The organism is Pseudomonas marginalis (genome assembly GCF_900105325.1).
Lineage (GTDB): Bacteria > Pseudomonadota > Gammaproteobacteria > Pseudomonadales > Pseudomonadaceae > Aquipseudomonas > Aquipseudomonas marginalis.
On the sequence record NZ_FNSU01000001.1, the window covers coordinates 991,960 to 1,010,670 of the forward strand.

Annotated in this window: 18 protein-coding genes, 1 tRNA gene and 2 pseudogenes; 13 read left to right on the forward strand and 8 right to left on the reverse strand. The window is 59.7% G+C overall.

What is annotated here, in order from left to right:
• Positions 1-362: 362 nt before the first annotated feature.
• The 4 genes from rpoE (at position 363) to BLW22_RS04840 (ending at position 4,217) form a co-directional block, all read left to right on the forward strand.
• Positions 363-944, forward strand: a complete 582-nt coding sequence (gene rpoE, locus BLW22_RS04825) for an RNA polymerase sigma factor RpoE/AlgU (protein ID WP_003172477.1) — start codon at positions 363-365, stop codon at positions 942-944.
• Between the two features lie 32 nt (positions 945-976).
• Positions 977-1,564: a sigma-E factor negative regulatory protein gene (locus tag BLW22_RS04830; protein WP_003172479.1), complete on the forward strand. Its 588-nt coding sequence runs from the start codon at positions 977-979 to the stop codon at positions 1,562-1,564.
• A 16-nt stretch (positions 1,565-1,580) separates the two neighbouring features.
• Positions 1,581-2,543, forward strand: coding sequence for a MucB/RseB C-terminal domain-containing protein (locus BLW22_RS04835; RefSeq protein ID WP_065928213.1), 963 nt, complete (start codon positions 1,581-1,583; stop codon positions 2,541-2,543).
• A gap of 234 nt (positions 2,544-2,777) precedes the next feature.
• Positions 2,778-4,217 (forward strand): DegQ family serine endoprotease, encoded by a 1,440-nt coding sequence (locus BLW22_RS04840; protein WP_027604316.1) that lies wholly within the window; start codon positions 2,778-2,780, stop codon positions 4,215-4,217.
• A gap of 67 nt (positions 4,218-4,284) precedes the next feature.
• Here BLW22_RS04840 and BLW22_RS04845 read toward each other — a convergent pair whose 3' ends face one another.
• The gene (locus tag BLW22_RS04845; protein WP_027604315.1) at positions 4,285-5,718 is read right to left on the reverse strand and encodes a M48 family metalloprotease; all 1,434 of its coding nucleotides are present in this window, start codon (positions 5,716-5,718) and stop codon (positions 4,285-4,287) included.
• A 95-nt stretch (positions 5,719-5,813) separates the two neighbouring features.
• On the opposite strand from BLW22_RS04845, the gene BLW22_RS04850 reads away from it, so the two are divergent.
• Together BLW22_RS04850 and BLW22_RS04855 are read left to right on the forward strand one after the other, a co-directional pair.
• Complete coding sequence (locus tag BLW22_RS04850; protein ID WP_010212198.1) at positions 5,814-6,053, forward strand: sulfurtransferase TusA family protein; 240 nt, start codon at positions 5,814-5,816, stop codon at positions 6,051-6,053.
• Between the two features lie 31 nt (positions 6,054-6,084).
• The gene (locus tag BLW22_RS04855) at positions 6,085-7,155 is read left to right on the forward strand and encodes an AI-2E family transporter (protein WP_032888556.1); all 1,071 of its coding nucleotides are present in this window, start codon (positions 6,085-6,087) and stop codon (positions 7,153-7,155) included.
• Positions 7,156-7,204: 49 nt separating this feature from the next.
• Here BLW22_RS04855 and BLW22_RS04860 read toward each other — a convergent pair whose 3' ends face one another.
• Both BLW22_RS04860 and BLW22_RS04865 read right to left on the reverse strand, forming a co-directional pair.
• A complete protein-coding gene (locus BLW22_RS04860; protein ID WP_065928211.1) occupies positions 7,205-7,678 on the reverse strand; it encodes a peroxiredoxin in 474 nt (157 codons plus the stop codon).
• Between the two features lie 10 nt (positions 7,679-7,688).
• The gene (locus BLW22_RS04865) at positions 7,689-8,249 is read right to left on the reverse strand and encodes a glycine cleavage system transcriptional repressor (RefSeq protein WP_074844444.1); all 561 of its coding nucleotides are present in this window, start codon (positions 8,247-8,249) and stop codon (positions 7,689-7,691) included.
• 273 nt (positions 8,250-8,522) lie between these two features.
• Between BLW22_RS04865 and dapA the strand changes: the two genes are divergently transcribed.
• The 5 genes from dapA (at position 8,523) to BLW22_RS04890 (ending at position 12,211) form a co-directional block, all read left to right on the forward strand.
• Positions 8,523-9,401 carry a 4-hydroxy-tetrahydrodipicolinate synthase gene (gene dapA / locus BLW22_RS04870; RefSeq protein WP_065928210.1) on the forward strand — a complete coding sequence of 293 codons (879 nt, stop codon included), beginning with the start codon at positions 8,523-8,525 and terminating at the stop codon, positions 9,399-9,401.
• A gap of 17 nt (positions 9,402-9,418) precedes the next feature.
• A complete protein-coding gene (gene bamC, locus BLW22_RS04875) occupies positions 9,419-10,534 on the forward strand; it encodes an outer membrane protein assembly factor BamC (protein WP_027604311.1) in 1,116 nt (371 codons plus the stop codon).
• Positions 10,535-10,538: 4 nt separating this feature from the next.
• Entirely contained in the window at positions 10,539-11,297 is a 759-nt protein-coding gene (locus BLW22_RS04880) for an MBL fold metallo-hydrolase (RefSeq protein WP_027604310.1), read from the forward strand.
• A 27-nt stretch (positions 11,298-11,324) separates the two neighbouring features.
• Positions 11,325-12,038 (forward strand): phosphoribosylaminoimidazolesuccinocarboxamide synthase, encoded by a 714-nt coding sequence (gene purC / locus BLW22_RS04885; protein ID WP_065928209.1) that lies wholly within the window; start codon positions 11,325-11,327, stop codon positions 12,036-12,038.
• 83 nt (positions 12,039-12,121) lie between these two features.
• Positions 12,122-12,211: transfer RNA gene (locus tag BLW22_RS04890), tRNA-Ser, on the forward strand.
• Positions 12,212-12,350: 139 nt separating this feature from the next.
• On the opposite strand, the pseudogene BLW22_RS04895 reads toward BLW22_RS04890, so the two are convergent.
• Positions 12,351-12,705, reverse strand: a pseudogene (locus BLW22_RS04895) (helix-turn-helix domain-containing protein).
• 189 nt (positions 12,706-12,894) lie between these two features.
• Between BLW22_RS04895 and BLW22_RS35800 the strand changes: the two are divergent.
• A pseudogene (locus BLW22_RS35800) lies at positions 12,895-13,662 on the forward strand (MCP four helix bundle domain-containing protein); the annotation flags it as partial.
• Between the two features lie 48 nt (positions 13,663-13,710).
• Positions 13,711-14,520: a methyl-accepting chemotaxis protein gene (locus BLW22_RS35805; protein ID WP_413038057.1), complete on the forward strand. Its 810-nt coding sequence runs from the start codon at positions 13,711-13,713 to the stop codon at positions 14,518-14,520.
• Positions 14,521-14,530: 10 nt separating this feature from the next.
• Here the strand turns inward: BLW22_RS35805 and BLW22_RS04905 are convergent, their stop codons facing one another.
• The 4 genes from BLW22_RS04905 to tcuC all read right to left on the reverse strand — a co-directional run bounded on the left by BLW22_RS04905 (position 14,531) and on the right by tcuC (position 18,711).
• A complete protein-coding gene (locus BLW22_RS04905; protein ID WP_235865555.1) occupies positions 14,531-15,421 on the reverse strand; it encodes a hypothetical protein in 891 nt (296 codons plus the stop codon).
• A gap of 44 nt (positions 15,422-15,465) precedes the next feature.
• Positions 15,466-16,308 carry a DUF6216 family protein gene (locus tag BLW22_RS04910; RefSeq protein ID WP_065928206.1) on the reverse strand — a complete coding sequence of 281 codons (843 nt, stop codon included), beginning with the start codon at positions 16,306-16,308 and terminating at the stop codon, positions 15,466-15,468.
• 340 nt (positions 16,309-16,648) lie between these two features.
• Positions 16,649-17,407, reverse strand: coding sequence for a substrate-binding domain-containing protein (locus tag BLW22_RS04915; RefSeq protein ID WP_074844453.1), 759 nt, complete (start codon positions 17,405-17,407; stop codon positions 16,649-16,651).
• On the reverse strand, positions 17,407-18,711 hold the full coding sequence (gene tcuC / locus BLW22_RS04920; RefSeq protein ID WP_065928204.1) for an MFS transporter: 1,305 nt from the start codon (positions 18,709-18,711) through the stop codon (positions 17,407-17,409). Before tcuC ends, BLW22_RS04915 begins: the two co-directional genes overlap by 1 nt.

An 18,711-nucleotide genomic window follows, 5' to 3' on the forward strand; every position in this document is an offset into this window, starting at 1 on the left:
GGAGCGGCACAATAGCCGGGCATTCGTGGCAATGTGAGATTACGGTGCACGGCTCGGGTAAAATCGGCAGGTTATTGAGGTGGGAACTTTTTGCATAAGCCTCGACTCAATAGCAGGTTGCCCGAAAGCTGGGAAACGTTGAGTTTATTGGCCCGTCGGGAGCATTGGACGCGTCAGAAAACCGACGACAAGATTATTCGCGCAGCCGGCGTTGCCCGCGCTGCGTTTTTCGTGTGTGCCAAATCAGTGCGTGCCGGAAACTTGCTTGAAGGGGGAGAACTTTTGCGAAAAGTCCGAGTCTATGTTTGCAAGCCTGATCGTTTAGTTATGCAAGCCTCCTTCAAGTACAACGAGGAGTGTTCATGCTAACCCAGGAAGAGGATCAGCAGCTGGTCGAGCGCGTTCAACGCGGTGACAAGCGAGCATTTGATCTGCTAGTGCTGAAATACCAGCACAAAATTCTCGGGTTGATCGTGCGGTTTGTGCACGACACCCATGAAGCGCAGGACGTTGCACAGGAAGCCTTTATCAAGGCGTACCGTGCACTGGGCAATTTCCGCGGTGATAGTGCGTTTTACACGTGGCTCTACCGCATCGCCATCAACACGGCGAAGAACTATCTGGTGTCTCGCGGACGCCGCCCACCGGATAGTGATGTAAGTTCAGAAGATGCAGAATTTTACGATGGTGATCACGGCCTCAAAGATCTCGAGTCGCCGGAGCGTGCATTGCTGCGCGACGAGATCGAAGGCACCGTTCATCGCACAATTCAGCAACTGCCAGAAGATTTGCGTACAGCGTTAACTTTACGTGAATTCGATGGTCTGAGTTACGAAGACATTGCGAGCGTCATGCAGTGTCCGGTGGGGACTGTAAGGTCACGGATTTTCCGGGCCCGGGAAGCCATCGATAAAGCCTTGCAACCGTTGTTGCAGGAAAACTAAAGACAGCGGCGACAGCCAAGAGAGGAACCGCCATGAGTCGTGATGCCCTGCAGGAATCGCTGTCCGCAGTGATGGATAACGAAGCGGATGAACTGGAACTTCGTCGAGTGCTCAACGCATTTGATGATGCCGAAACCCGTGATACCTGGTCTCGTTACCAAGTCGCTCGGGCGGTGATGCACAAGGATCTTCTAATCCCTCGTCTGGATATTGCTGCGGCCGTTTCTGCCGCGCTGGCTGATGAAGCCGTTCCGGCAAAAGCTGCTCGTGGCCCTTGGCGCAGCCTGGGTCGCCTGGCAGTGGCTGCCTCGGTGACTGTTGCAGTGCTGGCCGGTGTTCGCCTGTACAACCAGGACGAAATCGCCGGTGCCGAACTGGCCCAGCAGACTCAGCAACCGGTCATGGCCGGTCCGCAAGTCAAAGGCCCAGCGGTACTGGCCGGCTACAAGGAAAGCTCCGACACCACCGGCCCTATGGCCAACGGTGTGCTGCAAGGGCAATCCGGCTGGCAGGACCAGCGTCTTCCAGGCTACCTGCGCCAACACGCACAGGAATCCGCCTTGAAAGGCACTGAAAGCGCTCTGCCATACGCTCGCGCTGCAAGCCTGGAAAACCGCTGATCCGTTAAGGAGCCCTATGCGCGCCATACCGCTCCTTACGTTATTGCTCAGTGGTTGGTTTGCACTCCCCGCCCATGCCGACGAAGCCCAAGACTGGCTGACTCGACTTGGGCGTGCAGAGCAGCAGCAAAGTTTCCAAGGTACGTTTGTCTACGAACGTAATGGCAGTTTTTCTACCCACGACATCTGGCATCGCGCCCAGAATGGCCAGGTCCGTGAGCGGCTCTTGCAGCTTGATGGTTCTGCCCAGGAAGTCGTTCGCGTAGATGGCCGCACTCAGTGCGTCAGCGGCACTCTTGTCGCCGGCCTGGGCAATTCGCGTGATGCGCCCTCGCGCGCCCTCGATCCGCAAAGACTCAATCAATTCTACGAACTGGCCGTTATCGGAAAGTCTCGCGTGGCCGGTCGTAATGCAGTGATTGTGTCGATTACACCCCGTGATCAATACCGCTACGGTTTTGAGCTGCACCTTGATCGTGAAACTGCGCTGCCGCTCAAGTCCTTGTTGCTGAATGATCAAGGGCAGTTGCTGGAGCGCTTTCAGTTCACTCGATTGGACACCTCCACCACGCCTAATGATCGCGACTTGCAGCCTAGCGGCGAATGCACCTCCATCGCCGTCGGCGATACCAAGGCAGCGGCCGTAGAGGCCACCGAGGCGTGGCACTTGGAGTGGTTGCCGCCAGGCTTTCAGCTGACCAATAGCAGTGCCCGCAAGGATCCCCATACCAAGGCCACGGTCGACAGCCTGATGTATGAAGATGGACTGGCGCGCTTCTCGGTGTTTCTCGAACCGATCAGCGATGTGAGCGTGACCGAGACTCGCACCCAATTAGGCCCTACGGTTGCTGTATCTCGTCGCTTGAATACGGTGGATGGCGAAATGATGGTGACTGTGGTCGGCGAAATACCTATTGGCACCGCCGAACGCATCGCACTGTCGGTGCGCGGTGAAAAAAAGGCCACCCCCAAGCCGTGAGTCGTTAATCCTATGTTCATCCAGATCTTTCACAGTACGTCCATGCCAGGTTGGCTGCCGAGAGCATGAAATGTCTGGATCAGCATTTTCACTTGCAAAAATCTCCCATGTTTTTTATAGGTCAGGGCTTGTTGGCCCTGGCCTTGTTTAGTTCGCGGAACAAAGATGTCGTTCGCAGTTTTCGGCGTTTCTTGAACCCTGTCGCTCAACCCTGCTCGTCGTAACGGGAGCTGTATGTCGATACCACGTTTGAAGTCTTACCTATCCATAGTCGCCACGGTATTGGTGCTGGGTCAGGCCGTGCCCGCGCAAGCGGTCGAGTTGCCTGACTTCACCCAATTGGTTGAGCAAGCCTCGCCTGCCGTGGTGAACATCAGTACCACCCAGAAGCTGCCGGATCGCAAAGTCTCCAACCAGCAGATGCCTGACCTGGAAGGCCTGCCGCCGATGCTGCGCGAGTTCTTCGAGCGTGGCATGCCACAACCGCGTGCGCCCCGTGGTGGCGGTGGTGGCCAGCGTGAAGCGCAGTCCCTGGGTTCGGGCTTCATCATCTCGCCAGATGGCTACATCCTCACCAATAACCATGTGATTGCCGACGCCGACGAGATCCTTGTGCGCCTGGCTGATCGCAGTGAGCTGAAAGCCAAATTGGTCGGCACCGATCCGCGTTCCGACGTGGCCTTGCTGAAGATCGAGGGCAAGGACCTGCCGGTGCTGAAGCTGGGCAAGTCCCAGGACCTGAAGGCGGGGCAGTGGGTGGTAGCCATAGGCTCGCCGTTTGGTTTTGACCATACCGTTACCCAGGGTATCGTCAGTGCCATTGGTCGCAGCCTGCCGAACGAGAACTATGTGCCGTTTATCCAGACCGACGTGCCGATCAACCCGGGCAACTCCGGTGGCCCGTTGTTCAACCTGGCGGGCGAAGTGGTGGGGATCAATTCGCAGATCTACACCCGTTCCGGTGGCTTCATGGGGGTCTCGTTCGCCATTCCTATCGACGTGGCCATGGATGTTTCCAATCAGCTGAAAAGTGGTGGCAAGGTCAGCCGTGGCTGGTTGGGCGTGGTCATCCAGGAAGTGAACAAGGACCTGGCTGAATCCTTCGGCCTCGACAAGCCGGCGGGCGCCCTGGTCGCGCAAATCCAGGATGACGGCCCGGCTGCCAAAGGCGGTCTGCAAGTGGGCGACGTGATCCTGAGCATGAACGGTCAACCGATCGTTATGTCGGCCGACCTGCCGCATCTGGTTGGCGCACTCAAGGCCGGCAGCAAGGCCAAGCTGGAAGTGATTCGTGATGGCAAGCGCCAGAATGTCGAGCTGACCGTGGGTGCGATCCCTGAAGAGGGCGCGACCCTGGATGCCCTGGGTAACACCAAGCCGGGCGCCGAGCGCAGCAGCAATCGCCTGGGCATTGCGGTGGCCGAGCTGACTGACGAGCAGAAGAAAGCCTTCGATCTCAAGAGCGGCGTGGTGATCAAGGAAGTGCAGGACGGCCCGGCAGCGTTGATCGGCCTGCAGCCTGGCGACGTGATCACTCACCTGAACAATCAGGCGATTGAGACTACCAAGCAGTTCACCGACATCGCCAAGGCGTTGCCGAAGAACCGCTCGGTATCGATGCGCGTGCTTCGCCAGGGGCGTGCCAGCTTCATTACCTTCAAGCTGGCCGAGTAACCCACCCGGCCAATAAAAAGCCCCGCCTTCGTTTTACGAGGGCGGGGCTTTTTTGTGGGCGATGGGTTTAGCCCATCATGCCTTTAACCAGGCGCTCCTGTTCGATCAACTCACGCTGACGTGCATCGATACGTGACGACAACGGGAAATTGCTGCCGGCGCGACGTTTGGCAAAGTCCAACTGCTGAATCGCCTGCTGGAAGTCGCCCACCAAAGCAAAGTATTCGGCGCGAGCCTGATGCAGGCCGATGATATTGCCCGACAAGCCACGAGTCTCGGCGACCTGGTACCACACATCCGGATCGTCCGGGCGAGACTTGAGCAAGCCATCCAGGGCCTTTTCCGCATCGGCGGTGCGATTCTGTTTAAGCAGCAGATCTACCCGAATCTGATTCAGCGGGTAGTTGCCGGGGTATTGGGTCAGCATCCGATCCGTGCGTTGCTGGGCATCGGGCAGGTGGTTGTTGTCGATGTCCAACTGGATTTGCGCCAGGTTGTAGGTGATGTCGTTGGGCGCCTTGGCCAGCAAGGGTTGCAGGCTTTCCCGTGCCTGCTTGAACTGGGAGGCTTTGATCTGGGCGATGGCCAGGCCATAGCGCGCCACGTCGTTTTTAGGATTTTCGTCCAGTTGCGCCTGGAAGCGCTTGGCGGCGAGTCCGGAGGTGTCTTCGTATTGCAGCTGTACCCGCGCGCGAATCAATTGGTAGCGCAGGCTGTCTTCCTTGCCGCCGGCCTTGGCTTGTTCCGCGCGGTTGCGGGTGTCGGCGATACGCGATTCGGTCACCGGGTGAGTCAGCAGGAATTCCGGCGGCTTGGCGTCGAAGCGATACTGACGCATCAGGCGTTCGAACATGGTTGGCATGGAGCGCGGGTCGTAGCCGGCTTTCTCCAGGTTGACGATGCCGATACGGTCCGCCTCCTGTTCATTCTGGCGAGAGAATCGTCGTTGTTCCTGGATGGCCGCGGCCTGTGTGCCGGCGATTGCGGCGATCCCGGCATCCCCGGCACCGGCGGCGGCCGCAATGATGCCGCCGAGGAGGGCGGCCATCATCGGGATCTGCATGCGCTGCTGCGCCTCGACACCACGGGCGAAGTGACGCTGGGACAAGTGAGCCAGTTCGTGGGCCAGCACCGACGCGTATTCCCCTTCGGTCTGGGCATTGAGAAACAGGCCGCCGTTCACGCCGACGATACCGCCGGGTGCGGCGAAGGCGTTCAGTTGCGGGCTGTTGATCAGGATGAATTCCAGGCGCCGGTCATTCACCTGGCTGGTTTCCACCAGCTTGTACACGCTGGTTTCGACGTAATCCTTGAGCTGCGGGTCGTTCAACTGCGAGACCTGGCCCCGTAGGTAGGCCAGCCAGGCGCGGCCCAGCTGATATTCCTGTTGCGGCGAGACAATGGCAGAACTGGCGTCGCCAAGTGACGGCAGGTCGTCAGCGAAGCCTGGGGAGGCCAGCAGGCAAGCCAGCGTCAGCAGGGTAGGGCGCAAAAAAGTCATGCACAGAGCCTTTCGACAAAGAGCTTACTGTAGCCGGACACTGAGCTTCGGACCAGATATTCTAAGCACCCCGAATGCGTGCCCGGAGTAAAACCATGACCGACGCTGTAGCCTTTGATGCCGAACTCGATGCCAGCGGCCTCAATTGCCCGTTGCCTCTGCTCAAGGCCAAGCTGGAACTCAATCGATTGGCCAGTGGCGCTGTGCTCAAGGTGATCGCCACCGACGCAGGTTCCCAGCGTGATTTTCGTACCTTCGCCAAGCTGGCCGGCCATACCCTGCTGCATGAAGAAGACGCCGCCGGTGTGTACCGTTACTGGTTGCGCAAGGCCTGAACCGTTTGCCCCTACCACCCGAGGTTGATTGATGTTCAAAGTGTTACGAGACTGGATCCAGCGCTACTTCTCCGATGAAGAAGCCGTGGTGCTGGCGGTCCTGCTGTTTCTGGCCTTTACGGCCGTACTCACCTTGGGAGGCATGCTGGCGCCGGTACTGGCGGGGATGGTGCTGGCTTACCTGATGCAGGGCCTGGTCACCACCCTGGAGCGTTTACGCTTGCCGGGCGGCGCAGCTGTGGGCCTGGTATTTGCCTTGTTCATGGGGCTGCTGGTGGTGTTTATTGTCGTGGTGTTACCGCTGCTGTGGCACCAACTGATCACGTTGTTCAACGAGTTGCCGGGCATGCTCGCCAAGTGGCAGTCGCTGTTGCTGCTGCTGCCGGAGCGCTACCCGCATCTGGTGTCGGACGAGCAAGTGCTGCAGGCGATAGAAGTGGCACGGGGCGAAATCGGAAAGTTCGGGCAATGGGCGCTGACCTTTTCCCTGTCCAGCCTGCCGCTGCTGGTCAACATCATGATCTACCTGGTGCTCGTACCGATCCTGGTGTTCTTCTTCCTCAAGGACCGCGCCATGATCGGGCGTTGGGTGAGCGGCTATCTGCCGCGCGAACGAGCGCTGATCACCCGGGTGGCCGAAGAAATGAACCGACAGATCGCCAACTACATTCGTGGCAAGGTCATCGAGATCATTATCTGCGGGGGCGTTACCTACATTGCGTTTATCGCACTGGACCTCAACTACGCCGCCTTGCTGGCACTGCTGGTGGGGATTTCGGTGGTGGTGCCGTATGTCGGTGCCGTGGTGGTGACGGTGCCGGTGACCTTGATCGCCTTGTTCCAGTGGGGCTGGAGCGACCAGTTCATCTACTTGATGGCGGTCTACGGCATCATCCAGACCCTGGATGGCAACGTGCTGGTGCCGCTGCTGTTCTCGGAGGCGGTCAACCTGCACCCGGTGGCGATCATCTGTGCAGTGCTGTTGTTTGGTGGACTGTGGGGATTCTGGGGGGTGTTCTTTGCGATTCCCCTGGCGACGCTGTTCAAGGCCGTGCTGGATGCGTGGCCGCGGCAGGAGCCGGTGGTGGCACCTTTGTTGTAAGGGTAGGCGCGAATCACTGCTTCATCGCTGCAGTGATCCGCGCTACAGATCAGGCCTTGTTCAATGCCTGGGCTGCGGCCAGAACGGCGTCCACATGGCCCGGCACTTTCACGCCGCGCCATTCCTGGCGCAGCACACCGTCCTTGTCGATCAGGAAGGTGCTGCGATCCACACCCAGGTATTCCTTGCCGTACAGCTTCTTCAGCTTGATGACGTCGAACAGTTGGCAGACCGCCTCATCCTTGTCGCTGATCAGCTCGAACGGGAATTCCTGCTTGCCCTTGAAGTTCTCATGGGACTTCACGCTGTCGCGCGACACGCCAAACACTTCGGTGTTGGCGGCCTTGAATGCTGCGTACTGGTCACGGAAACCCTGGCCTTCGGTGGTGCAGCCCGGGGTGCTGTCCTTCGGGTAGAAGTAGATCACCACTTGCTTGCCCTTGAGGGCGGCAAGGCTGAAGGTCTGGCCGCTGGTGGCCTGGGCTTCGAAATCGGCGACCGGTTTATCGATGACTACCGCCATGATGACTTCCTTACATTGGGTTCTGTGGGCGCCACGGCTCGATCAGCGCGTCGAGGTTCAGGGCATCGGCGAAATCCAGGAACTGGTCGCGCAGCCAACTGATCTGCACGCCGGCCGGCAGGGTCACGGTGAAGGTGGCGTTGAGCATGGTGCCGCCGGTTTGCGGGGCCTGGTAGGCTTCGCAGGTCAGGTTCTCCAGTTCGACGTTATGGTCGATGAAGAACTGGCACAGCTCATTGACGATGTCCGAGCGGTAGGCCGAGCTGACATACGCCACATAAGGAAGCGCCTGCGGGCGATTTTCCAGGGCGGCGCTGCGCACCACGTTGACGGTGAAGTCGTGCTTCTTGGCCAGGCCCGGCAGGCCGGTCTCCAGGCGCGCCAGGGCATCCCAGGTGCCGGAAATCTGCAGGACCAGCGCACTGCACTCGCCATGGCGGGTCAGGCGGGAGGTCACCACGGCACAGCGGTTTTCATGGCTGGCGCGGCACAGGACGTTGGTCAGCTCCATGGGGTTGGCGCCGAGGGCACTGATAACAAGGAATTGTTCGCGAACTGTGGGGGTGGACATGCAGCCTTCCTAAAACGATGAGCGGTCGATACTGTGAGGGCTGTATCGATCAAAGCATGAAGGGTAGCGAAAAGCGTCGCCAAGGGATAGGAGGTGGCGTTTTCATTGCGTGATCCGCCTGATTTTGCCCAGCCTCAACCCGTGCTTTGGCCCAATGATGGCATTGCCCGTCGTTTAGTTGCGCCAGAACGCATCCTCAGGCGGTACTTCGCTTGTACAAGCATCTTGGCGCCAGTACCATTACGGCTCTCTTTTTCCGGCAGGAGCGGTTGCATGATTGCGGGCAGTATGGTGGCACTGGTCACACCCATGGATGCACAAGGTCATCTCGACTGGGACAGCCTGGGCAAACTGGTGGACTTCCACCTGCAAGAAGGCACCAACGCCATCGTGGCGGTCGGCACCACAGGTGAATCGGCCACCCTCGATGTGGAAGAACACATCCAAGTGATCGAATTCGTGGTCAAGCGTGTCGCGGGGCGTATTGCCGTGATCGCCGGCACGGGCGCCAACTCGACGCGCGAAGCCATCGAGCTGACCCGAAATGCCAAGAAAGCCGGCGCCGACGCTTGCCTGCTGGTGACCCCGTACTACAACAAGCCGACCCAGGAAGGCCTGTACCAGCACTTCCGCACCATTGCCGAAGCCGTCGACATCCCGCAGATCCTCTATAACGTGCCGGGTCGTACCGCGTGCGACATGAAGGCCGAGACCGTGATCCGCCTCTCTACCGTGCCGAACATCATCGGTATCAAGGAAGCCACCGGCGACCTGCAGCGCGCCAAGGACATCCTGGCCGGGGTGAGCAGCGACTTCCTGCTGTATTCCGGTGACGACGCCACGGCTGTCGAGCTGATCCTGCTGGGCGGCAAGGGCAATATCTCCGTGACCGCCAACGTGGCCCCGCGCGCCATGAGCGACCTGTGTGCCGCCGCCATCGCTGGCGACGCCGTGACCGCCCGTGCGATCCACGAGAAGCTGATGCCGCTCAACAAGACACTGTTTATCGAATCCAACCCTATTCCCGTGAAGTGGGCGCTGTTCGAGATGGGCCTGATGCCGGACGGTATCCGTCTGCCGCTCACCCGCCTCAGCGAAGCCTGTCACGAACCGCTGCGACAGGCCCTGCGCCAGTCCGGCGTCCTGGTTTAATTGAGGAAGCACTACGCATGAAGCGATTGGCCGGACTTTCCGCACTTGCCTTGATTATCTCCAGCACCAGTGGCTGCGGTTGGATCTGGGGCCCGGAAGGCTACTTCCGTGACCGCGGCAGCGATTACCTGGAAGCACAAGCAACCAAACCGATGCAACTGCCGCCGGACGTCAACGTCGCCAAGCGCCTTGACCCGTTGCTGCCGATTCCACGCAACGTTGCCGACGACACCACCAAGGGTGAATACGTCGTGCCACGTCCACAGCCGATCTCGGCCGTGGCGGATGCCAGCGACTACAGCCTGCAGAAGAGCGGTGATTCGCGTTGGATCGTGGCGCAGCGTCCACCTGCCGAAGTCTGGCCGGTAGCGGTGCAGTTCTTCCAGGACAACGGTTTCCGCATCGACGAGCAGCGCCCGCAGACCGGTGAATTCACCACGGCATGGCAGCAAGGCAGCGAGCTGTCCGCCACTATGGCCAAGCGCCTGCAGGCCGGCGGTGTCGCCGCCGACAGCGAAGCCCGTGTGCGTGTGCGCATCGAGCCGGGCGTGCAGCGCAACACCAGTGAAGTCTACGTGGTCAGCGCCGAGCGTCCTGCCGGCAGCACCGCCAACGTCGACTTCACCAACCGCTCGGTCAACACCGGTGTCGACTCGGCATTGGTCGACGAGATGCTGGCCAGCATGAGCCGTATCTCCGAGAAGGGCGGTTCCGTTTCCCTGCTCGCCGCCCGTGATTACGACACCCCGAGCCGCGTCAGCCTCACCGAGGACGGCAGCGGCAACGTGGTGCTGAACCTGGGTGAAGACCTGGATCGCGCCTGGGCCAGCGTCGGCCGCGCGTTGGAGCAAGGCCCTTGGCGTGTTGAAGACATCAACCGCAGCCTGGGCCTGTACTACATCAACGTGGCTGAAAAGGCCGAGCGCAAAGACGAAGAGCCTGGTTTCTTCGGCAAACTGTTCGGCAGCAAGCCGACCAAGGAAGAAATCGAAACCCGCGCCGAGCGTTATCAGGTGCGTTTGAGCAAGGTTGGCGAGACTGTGCAGGTCACCGTCGAGAAGAACATCAACACCGTCGCGCCGGCTGAAACGGCGCGCAAAGTGTTGGGCGTGATTCAGGACAACCTGGGCTGATCCGATGCGTTTTGCCGTTCTCGGCAGCGGTAGCCAAGGGAACGGCACGCTGGTCGCCCATGACGACACGTACGTGCTGGTGGATTGTGGTTTCTCGTTAAAGGAAACCGAGCGGCGCCTGCTGCGCCTGGGGGTTCACCCCTCGCAGCTGAGCGCGATTCTGGTGACCCACGAACATGCCGACCACGTGCATGGCGTGGGTTTGCTGTCTCGGCGCTACAATCTTCCGGTGTACCTCAGTCGCGGCACACTGCGCGGGATGCGCAAACCTATAGAACCCGCAGGTTTCCTGGCCGGTGGCGAGCAGCTGCAAATCGGTGCCCTGAGCATCGATGTGATTGCCGTGGCGCACGACGCCCAGGAACCGACGCAGTATGTATTCAGTGACGGAGAGCGGCGTTTCGGCGTGCTCACCGACCTGGGCTCCTACTGCGCCAAGGTACTGGACGGATACCGGAACCTCGATGCCTTGATGATCGAGTCCAACCACTGCCGGGACCTGTTGGCTCGCGGTCACTATCCGTACTTTCTCAAGCAACGGGTCGGCGGCGAACTGGGACATTTGAACAACCATCAGGCGGCGTACCTGGTGTATGAGTTGGGCTGGCAAGACCTGCAACACCTGGTCCTGGCCCACTTGAGCAGCAAGAACAACCTGCCGACGCTTGCCCGGCAATGTTTTGTCGACACCCTCGGGTGCGACCCGGACTGGCTGCAACTGGCCGATCAAGATTCAGGGCTCGACTGGCGACATATCGCCTAGCCCACCTCACTCAAAGCGGAGCCCATCATGGAAAAACGTGAAGAACTCTACCGCGGCAAAGCCAAGTCGGTTTACAAGACCGACGACGCCAACCGCCTGATCCTGCTGTTTCGCAACGACACCTCGGCGTTCGACGGCAAGCGCATCGAACAACTTGATCGCAAGGGCATGGTGAACAACAAGTTCAACGCCTTCATCATGCAGAAACTAGAAGCGGCCGGTATTCCGACCCAATTCGACCAACTGCTGGGCGACAACGAGTGCCTGGTGAAGAAGCTGGACATGATCCCGGTGGAATGCGTCGTGCGTAACTACGCCGCCGGCAGCCTGGTCAAGCGCCTGGGCGTGGAAGAGGGCCTCAAGCTCAATCCTTACACGTTCGAACTGTTCCTGAAGGACGACGCCAAGGGCGACCCGTTCATCAACGAATCCCACGTGGTGGCATTCGGCTGGGGCACCGCCGAGCAACTGGCACGCATGAAGGAGTTGTCCCTCAAGGTCAACGACGTGCTGAGCAAGCTGTTCGACGACGCAGGCCTGCTGTTGGTGGACTTCAAGCTGGAATTCGGCGTGTTCCACGATGGCTCCATCGTCCTGGGCGACGAATTCAGCCCGGACGGTTGCCGCCTGTGGGACAAGGACACCAAGAAGAAGATGGACAAGGACCGCTTCCGCCAAGGCCTCGGTGATGTGATCGAAGCCTACGAAGAAGTCGCCAAACGTCTCGGCGTACCGCTTTAATCGACGCAAGCATCTGATAGCACGGAAAAAAATCGCTTCTGCGCTTTGCTTCCACGAAACAGGCTGTTATGATGCGCGCCGTTGGAGAGATGCCAGAGTGGCCGAATGGGACGGATTCGAAATCCGTTGTACCTTCACCGGTACCTAGGGTTCGAATCCCTATCTCTCCGCCATTACATAGAAAAAGCCCCGTAGCTTATTCAGCTACGGGGCTTTTTCGTTTCTGAGATTTGGGGGCAAGCTACTCGTTCCTAGCAGCAAAAAGGGCCGCAGTGGTTGTTTCCAGCAGGCACAACCAACCGTATTCCGTCTTCAAGCATGCCTTACTGGCTTGATCAGGCTTTCTGCTGGAATTCCAAACATCTCATGCAGCTTCCAAATCATTGGCAAGGTCAGCGCTCGTTTTCCATTCAGCACTTCATAAACACGATTCTGGCGACCAATGGCGGGAATAAGATCAGCCGCTGACAGGCCAGACTGTTCCATTCTGAAGCGAATGGCATCGATTGGGAAAGTGTTTGGCTTCATAGGCCTCGATCAGCGTGATCATTACGTCAAAGTAATCACCTTCCGGGGCGCCGGGTTCTGGTTCGTTGTCGAACAGCGCGGAGACAGACTTGAGCGCGTCCTTGTAATCCTGTTCGGTGTGGATAGGTCGGATGTTCATGGGTTACTCCGTTTCGTCATCTTTGATGTGTTCCCAGTATTCTCGTGGGCATCATGCTCGGCGACGCTGCAAATAACTCACTGATATTTATAACTTCCCATTTCCTGGGTGTACGTCCCTCAAGTCTTTATCCAAACGGCCGAAACACTCTCGTACGACATCGTATCCCCAATAAGAGAGTCCCCCCTAATGTCCCTTCGCAGCCTGTCCATCGCCCGCCGTGCGGGTCTGGGTTTTGCCCTGATTGCTTTGCTCGTGGCCCTGCTGGGTTTTTTTGCACTGTCGAACATGGCAAGCATCCGCGCCAGCGCGGTGCAGGTGGAAAGCGGGCTGGTGCCGAAGATGCGACTGGTGGCGGACATTCGCGAAATCATGCTGCGCATTCGTACGATCTCTTTGCGCATGGCCCTGGACCCGAACCCGGCGAGCATCCCGCAATACCGTAGCCAGATGGACACCCGCAGCCAGGACCTGAGCAAACGGCTGGCCGACCTCGATGCAGTGATCGACACCCCCGAAGTACGCACGCTCTATGATCAGTTCCAGGTCTCGCTGCGCCAATACCAGCAAGGGCTGGCGCAGTCGTTCATCCTCGCCGACAAGCAGCAGGGCGCTGAACTCAACAAGCTGTTGCTGGTGGATATGAAAACCGTGGTCGATGGCTCCGGGGCCCAACTCAATGCCCTGGCCGACTACTACAACGCCCAGATCAACCAGCAAGGCCAGGCGGCCGAGTCGCAGTACGGCCGTTCGCGCACCATGGTGTTCGGCTTTGTGATCGTGGCCGGGTTGAGCACCGTGCTGCTGGCCTGGTTGCTCACGCGTAGCATTGTCGGCCCACTCAGTCATGCCGTGCGGGCTGCCGAGAACGTTGCCCAAGGTGACCTGACCCAAACGGTGGACGTGAGCGGCGACGACGAAGTGACGCGCCTGCTCGTGGCACTCAAGACCATGCAGGCCAACCTGCGCGGGACCTTGCAACTGATTCGCCAGTCGGCCGGGCAGATGGCGTCATCGGCCACCGACCTCAACGGCATCACCGACCAGAGCAGCCGCAGCCTGCAACAGCAGACCGCTGAAATCGAGCAGGCCGCCACCGCCGTCAACGAGATGACCTCGGCGGCGGATGAGGTGGCGCGCAATGCGGTGTCCACCTCCGAGTCCACTCGCCTTTCCAATGAAACCGCACGCGAAGGCCAGCACCGTGTGGGTGAAACCGTCAGCGCCATTCAAGCCCTGAGCACCAACATCGGCGAAACCTCGACCCTGGTGCAGAACCTCGCCGAGCAATCGCGGGATATCGGCAAGGTGCTCGATGTGATCCGCTCCATCGCCGAGCAGACCAACTTGCTGGCACTCAACGCCGCGATCGAGGCGGCGCGGGCCGGTGAGTCCGGGCGCGGCTTTGCGGTGGTGGCTGACGAAGTCCGTGCACTGGCCCACCGTACCCAGCAATCGACCCTGGAAATCGACCAGATGGTGACCGCGATGCGCACGGGGTCCAACGAGGCGTTGAGCTCGATGCAATCGAGCACCCAGCGAGCCACCGACACCCTGGCCCTGGCTGAGGGAGCGGGGGGCGCATTGAGCCAGATCACCGACTCCATCGACCAGATCCACCAGCGCAACCTGGTCATCGCCAGCGCCGCCGAGGAGCAGGCCCAGGTGGCCAAGGAAGTCGATCGCAATATCGTCAATATTCGCGACCTGTCTGCACAATCCTCTTCCGGCGCCGGGCAGATCAATGGATCAAGCCGCGAACTGGCGCAATTGGCGGTCTCGCTGAACGAGGCGGTTGCGCGGTTTCAGCTGTAGTGCAGCGCGCTTATTCCTGCGCGATAACGGGCTGGGGCGGGGTCAGCTCCAGCACGCGATCACGCCCACCTTCGGCCAGCAGATAAGTCCCATGCCCGGTCGGCACAATCGACTGTGGCGCCTTCAAGAACGACAAAATCGTCTCCTGGCGCCCCTGTTTATCGATCAGCAACAACCGCGCGCGGTGGGTGGCGTCTTCGTTGATCCATAACCCGCGCTCATCGCACATCAAAAAGGTCGGCTGGTTCAGCTTGGCCAGTACCACCGGGTCGCTGCCGTCTTCGGTCAGCTCACGGACCATGCCTTCTTTCTTCTTCGTGTAGAGCATGCGGCCATCGGTGCAGCGGATGATCGATTCGCCCTCGTCGAGGCCTTTGCGAACGACGCTTAAGGTCTGGTCGCTCCAGCGATAACGCAGGATGCGCCCCTCGTCGCGACGGTCCTCCATGGCATAGAGGTAGTCACCGTCGTCCCACAGGCCTTGCACGTTTTCGCCCCTGAACAATTCGGTGACGGTACCGTCCTTGAGGAAGCTGACGGGGGAGTCGAGTGCTTCTTGGCTGAACACCCAGCCGCCACGGGTGGCGAACATACCGTCGGGTTTGGACAGGTTGCCCACCACCACTTCGCGTGTTTCGTCCGGATGAATGCGCACGATGCTGCCCTTGGCGTCGTCGAGCTCCAGGCTGACCATCAGCGCGCCGTCCGGCAACGGCATCAGCGAGGCGGCTTTTGGCACGTCGCGGTGTACGACCTGAACGCTCCAGCCGGCAGCGGCGCTCACCGGGTAGAAGCTTTGCCAGGTGAAGAAACCCAGCGCGGCGAGGCAAGGCAGGCCCACCAGGCAGGCCGCCCATTTCAGCGCGCGGTGAAGCGTTTTTCTGTCAGATGCCTTGCTCATTGAACTCTCAGTCGAAAAGGGGCGGCTAGCAGGCACTTGTTTTTTCAAGGCTGGTTGGCCTGCCATTGTTTATAGAGTTTGCGGGCGACTTCCATTCGCGCGATCAGGATCACCAGGTAAATCATCCATGCCATCGACACGAGCACCAGCGAGAACAGCAGCCCGCGTTGTTGGCCCAGGCCTTCTCGTACGTATTTGTTGTAGGTCTTGTCGAGGAAGAATGAGCAAATGATGTCGAGTTTATCTTCCGGTAATCCTGGGCGCAGGAACGCCTGGAGCGACTCGGACGAGCGACAGTGCTCGACCTTGAGGACGGTGTCAGACCAGATACCGAACTTCACGTTATCTTCCGATAAATAGAACGAGGGGGCATCCGGGGCGTTTTTGAGGGACACCATCAGATACTTGGATTCAATCAGCGGAACCGCAATGGCTACGCCCGCCAGAAGCGCGATGGCAAGAAAGAAAAAGCAGTTGATACGCCACTGTGCGAACCGCTTGGTGATGAAGCTCAGTGCTGTAAAGTCGCTCCACTCGATGTAGCGCTTCACGCGACCGAAGTCGCGTGGGGTGAAGTCATTGCTGTACATCCAATCCTCAGCCAAGTCGGCCTCGCGCAGCGTATTGGCGGGGATGTTGAATTCATAGCGATAATATTCCAGCTCGCGCAAGTCCTTGCGCATGCGTTCAAAACGGTCTGTTTCGAAGCGCGTTTTGCCACCAAAAAACCGCCATATCCAATCCCGTAGAAACAGCAGCGATCCAGAGCGCCGGTAGATAAATATCAACAGCCCCGCGATAGCGAGAAAGGTGAAAGCCCCGCTGAAGACGGCGAAATGCTCCACATACCAGGTCAGCGGTGTGCTTTTTACGATCGGTTCGGCCATGCCTGGGTCCTTAGTCATAGAGTCGAACGCGGGATTCTAGGGAACCCGAGCAACCGTGTCTTTACGTCAGGAAAAACAAGAAGCAACTGACTGGCCTCTCGGAAACAGGCTAAGCCCCAGCGGCAGTTTTTCTGGCAGTGCTACTCCATAGCTTCCCACTGGCGCTTGTACGATATTGCTCTACATCCCGCGATTCACGATGGGCACCAGCAACGTCGCGTCCACGCGCATGGGCAACGTCACCATTGCGATGGGGGCTTGAATGAACAAGCGCCGCGGGCGGACTTTGCCGCCGGCGGCGCTGGAATTGGAGTGGTGGGTGCGGGAGACGCTGTTTAGATCAGCGTGCCACCGAGTCCAGGCCGGTGGATTGCACCACCGGTTGTGCCTGGGGCGACGCGAGGAATTGCAACAACGCCTTGGCCTGTGCAGGGTGTTCGGCATTGACCGGAATGCCCGCCGCAAAGCGCGTCACCGATTGCACGTCTTCCGGGATCTTGCCGACGTACGTCACACCCGCCACCGGCAATAACTCCGCCACCTGCTGCAAGCCCACTTCGTAATCGCCCTTGGCGACCTGTTCGGCCACCGGCAGGCGTTCGATCATGGTGCCTTTGGCGGGCATGCCGAGCTTCTTGAACAGCTCTTTCTCGACATACACACCGCTGGCGCTGTCCGAATACGCCACGGACTTGGCCTTGCTCAGTACGGCCTTGAGTTCGGCATCGGTGCCGATCGCGGGTTTGGTCGCACCTGCCTTCACCACCAGGCCGATGCGCGAATCCGCCAGTTCCACGCGGGACGCCGGGTCGACCTTGCCTTGTTTGATCAAGTCATCCAGGGCATAGCCGACCATGATCACCACGTCGGCATGTTCGCCACGGGCCAGACGGTTGGGAATCGCTTCCGGCGCCTTGCCCATGGAGGGGCCGAGGACGGTATCGAGGGTGTCGCCGCTGTACTGCGCGTATTGCGGGCCCAGCAGTTTATAGGCGGCGGTGAAGCCACCGGAGGTCATCACCTTGAGTTCCTCGGCCTGGGCCGTCAGCGCCAGTGCGCCGAGGGCCAGGGCCGTCAGGGTCTTGAACAAAGGCCCCATCACGCCGCCCCCTGCATCACCTGCCCGCGTGCGTTGGCGCGACGATACAGCGCCAGGGTCGAACACAGCGCGCACAACGCAGCGAACATCATCCAGTAGGCCGGCGAGGCCTTGTCTTCGGTGATGTGGATGAACCAGGTGGAGATCGCCGGGGTAAACCCACCGAAGATCGCGGTCGCCAGGCTGTAGGCCAGGGAGAAGCCCGCCACGCGCACTTCCACCGGCATGATTTCCGTGAGGGCGGGGATCATCGCGCCGTTGTACATGCCGTACAGGAACGAGAACCACAGCAGCGTCTCCAGCATATGGGCGAAGCTCGGTGCATTCACCACGTAGGACAGTGCCGGATAAGCCGTGAGCACCGTCAACGCGGTCATGGCGATCAGCACCGGCTTGCGGCCGAAGCGGTCGCTCAGGGTGCCGCCGATCGGCAGCCAGACAAAGTTCGACACCGCCACCAGCAAGGTCACCAGCAGCGCGTCGGAGGTGCTCAGTTGCAGCACGGTCTTGCCGAAGGTCGGCGCGTACACGGTGATCAGGTAGAACGCGGTGGTGGTCATGGCCACCATCAGCATGCCGCCGATGACCACGGTCCAGTTTTTCACCAGTGTGGCCAGCACCTCGCGCATGGTCGGGCGATGCTTGCGGTTGGCGAATTCTTCGGTTTCCTGCAGGTTACGGCGCAGCACAAAGATGAACGGGATGATCACGCAACCAATGGCGAACGGAATGCGCCAGCCCCAGTCGGCAACCACCGCTGGTTCCATCCACACGTTCAAGCCATAGCCCAGGGCGGCGGCGACCACGATGGAGATCTGTTGGCTGCCGGATTGCCAGCTGGTGTAGAACCCCTTGCGGCCTGGGGTGGCCATTTCAGACAGGTATACCGACACACCGCCCAGCTCCGCGCCGGCCGAGAAACCTTGCAACAGGCGACCCAGCAGCACCAGCAGCGGCGCCCACAGGCCAATGGTGTGATAACCCGGCACCAGCACGATCAACAGTGTGCCGCTGGCCATGATCGACAGGGTCACGATCAACCCTTTGCGGCGACCGACGTCATCGATATAAGCGCCGAGGATGATGGCGCCCAGTGGGCGCATCAGGAAGCCCGCGCCGAACACGGCGAAGGTCATCATTAATGAGGCAAATTCATTGGCGGCAGGGAAGAACGCGGCAGCAATGTAGGTGGCGTAGAAGCCGAACAGAAAGAAGTCGAACTGTTCAAGGAAGTTGCCCGAAGTAACGCGGAATACCGCACCTACTTTCGAACGGGCAGAATCGGGCCGGGAAGGGCTAGTCAT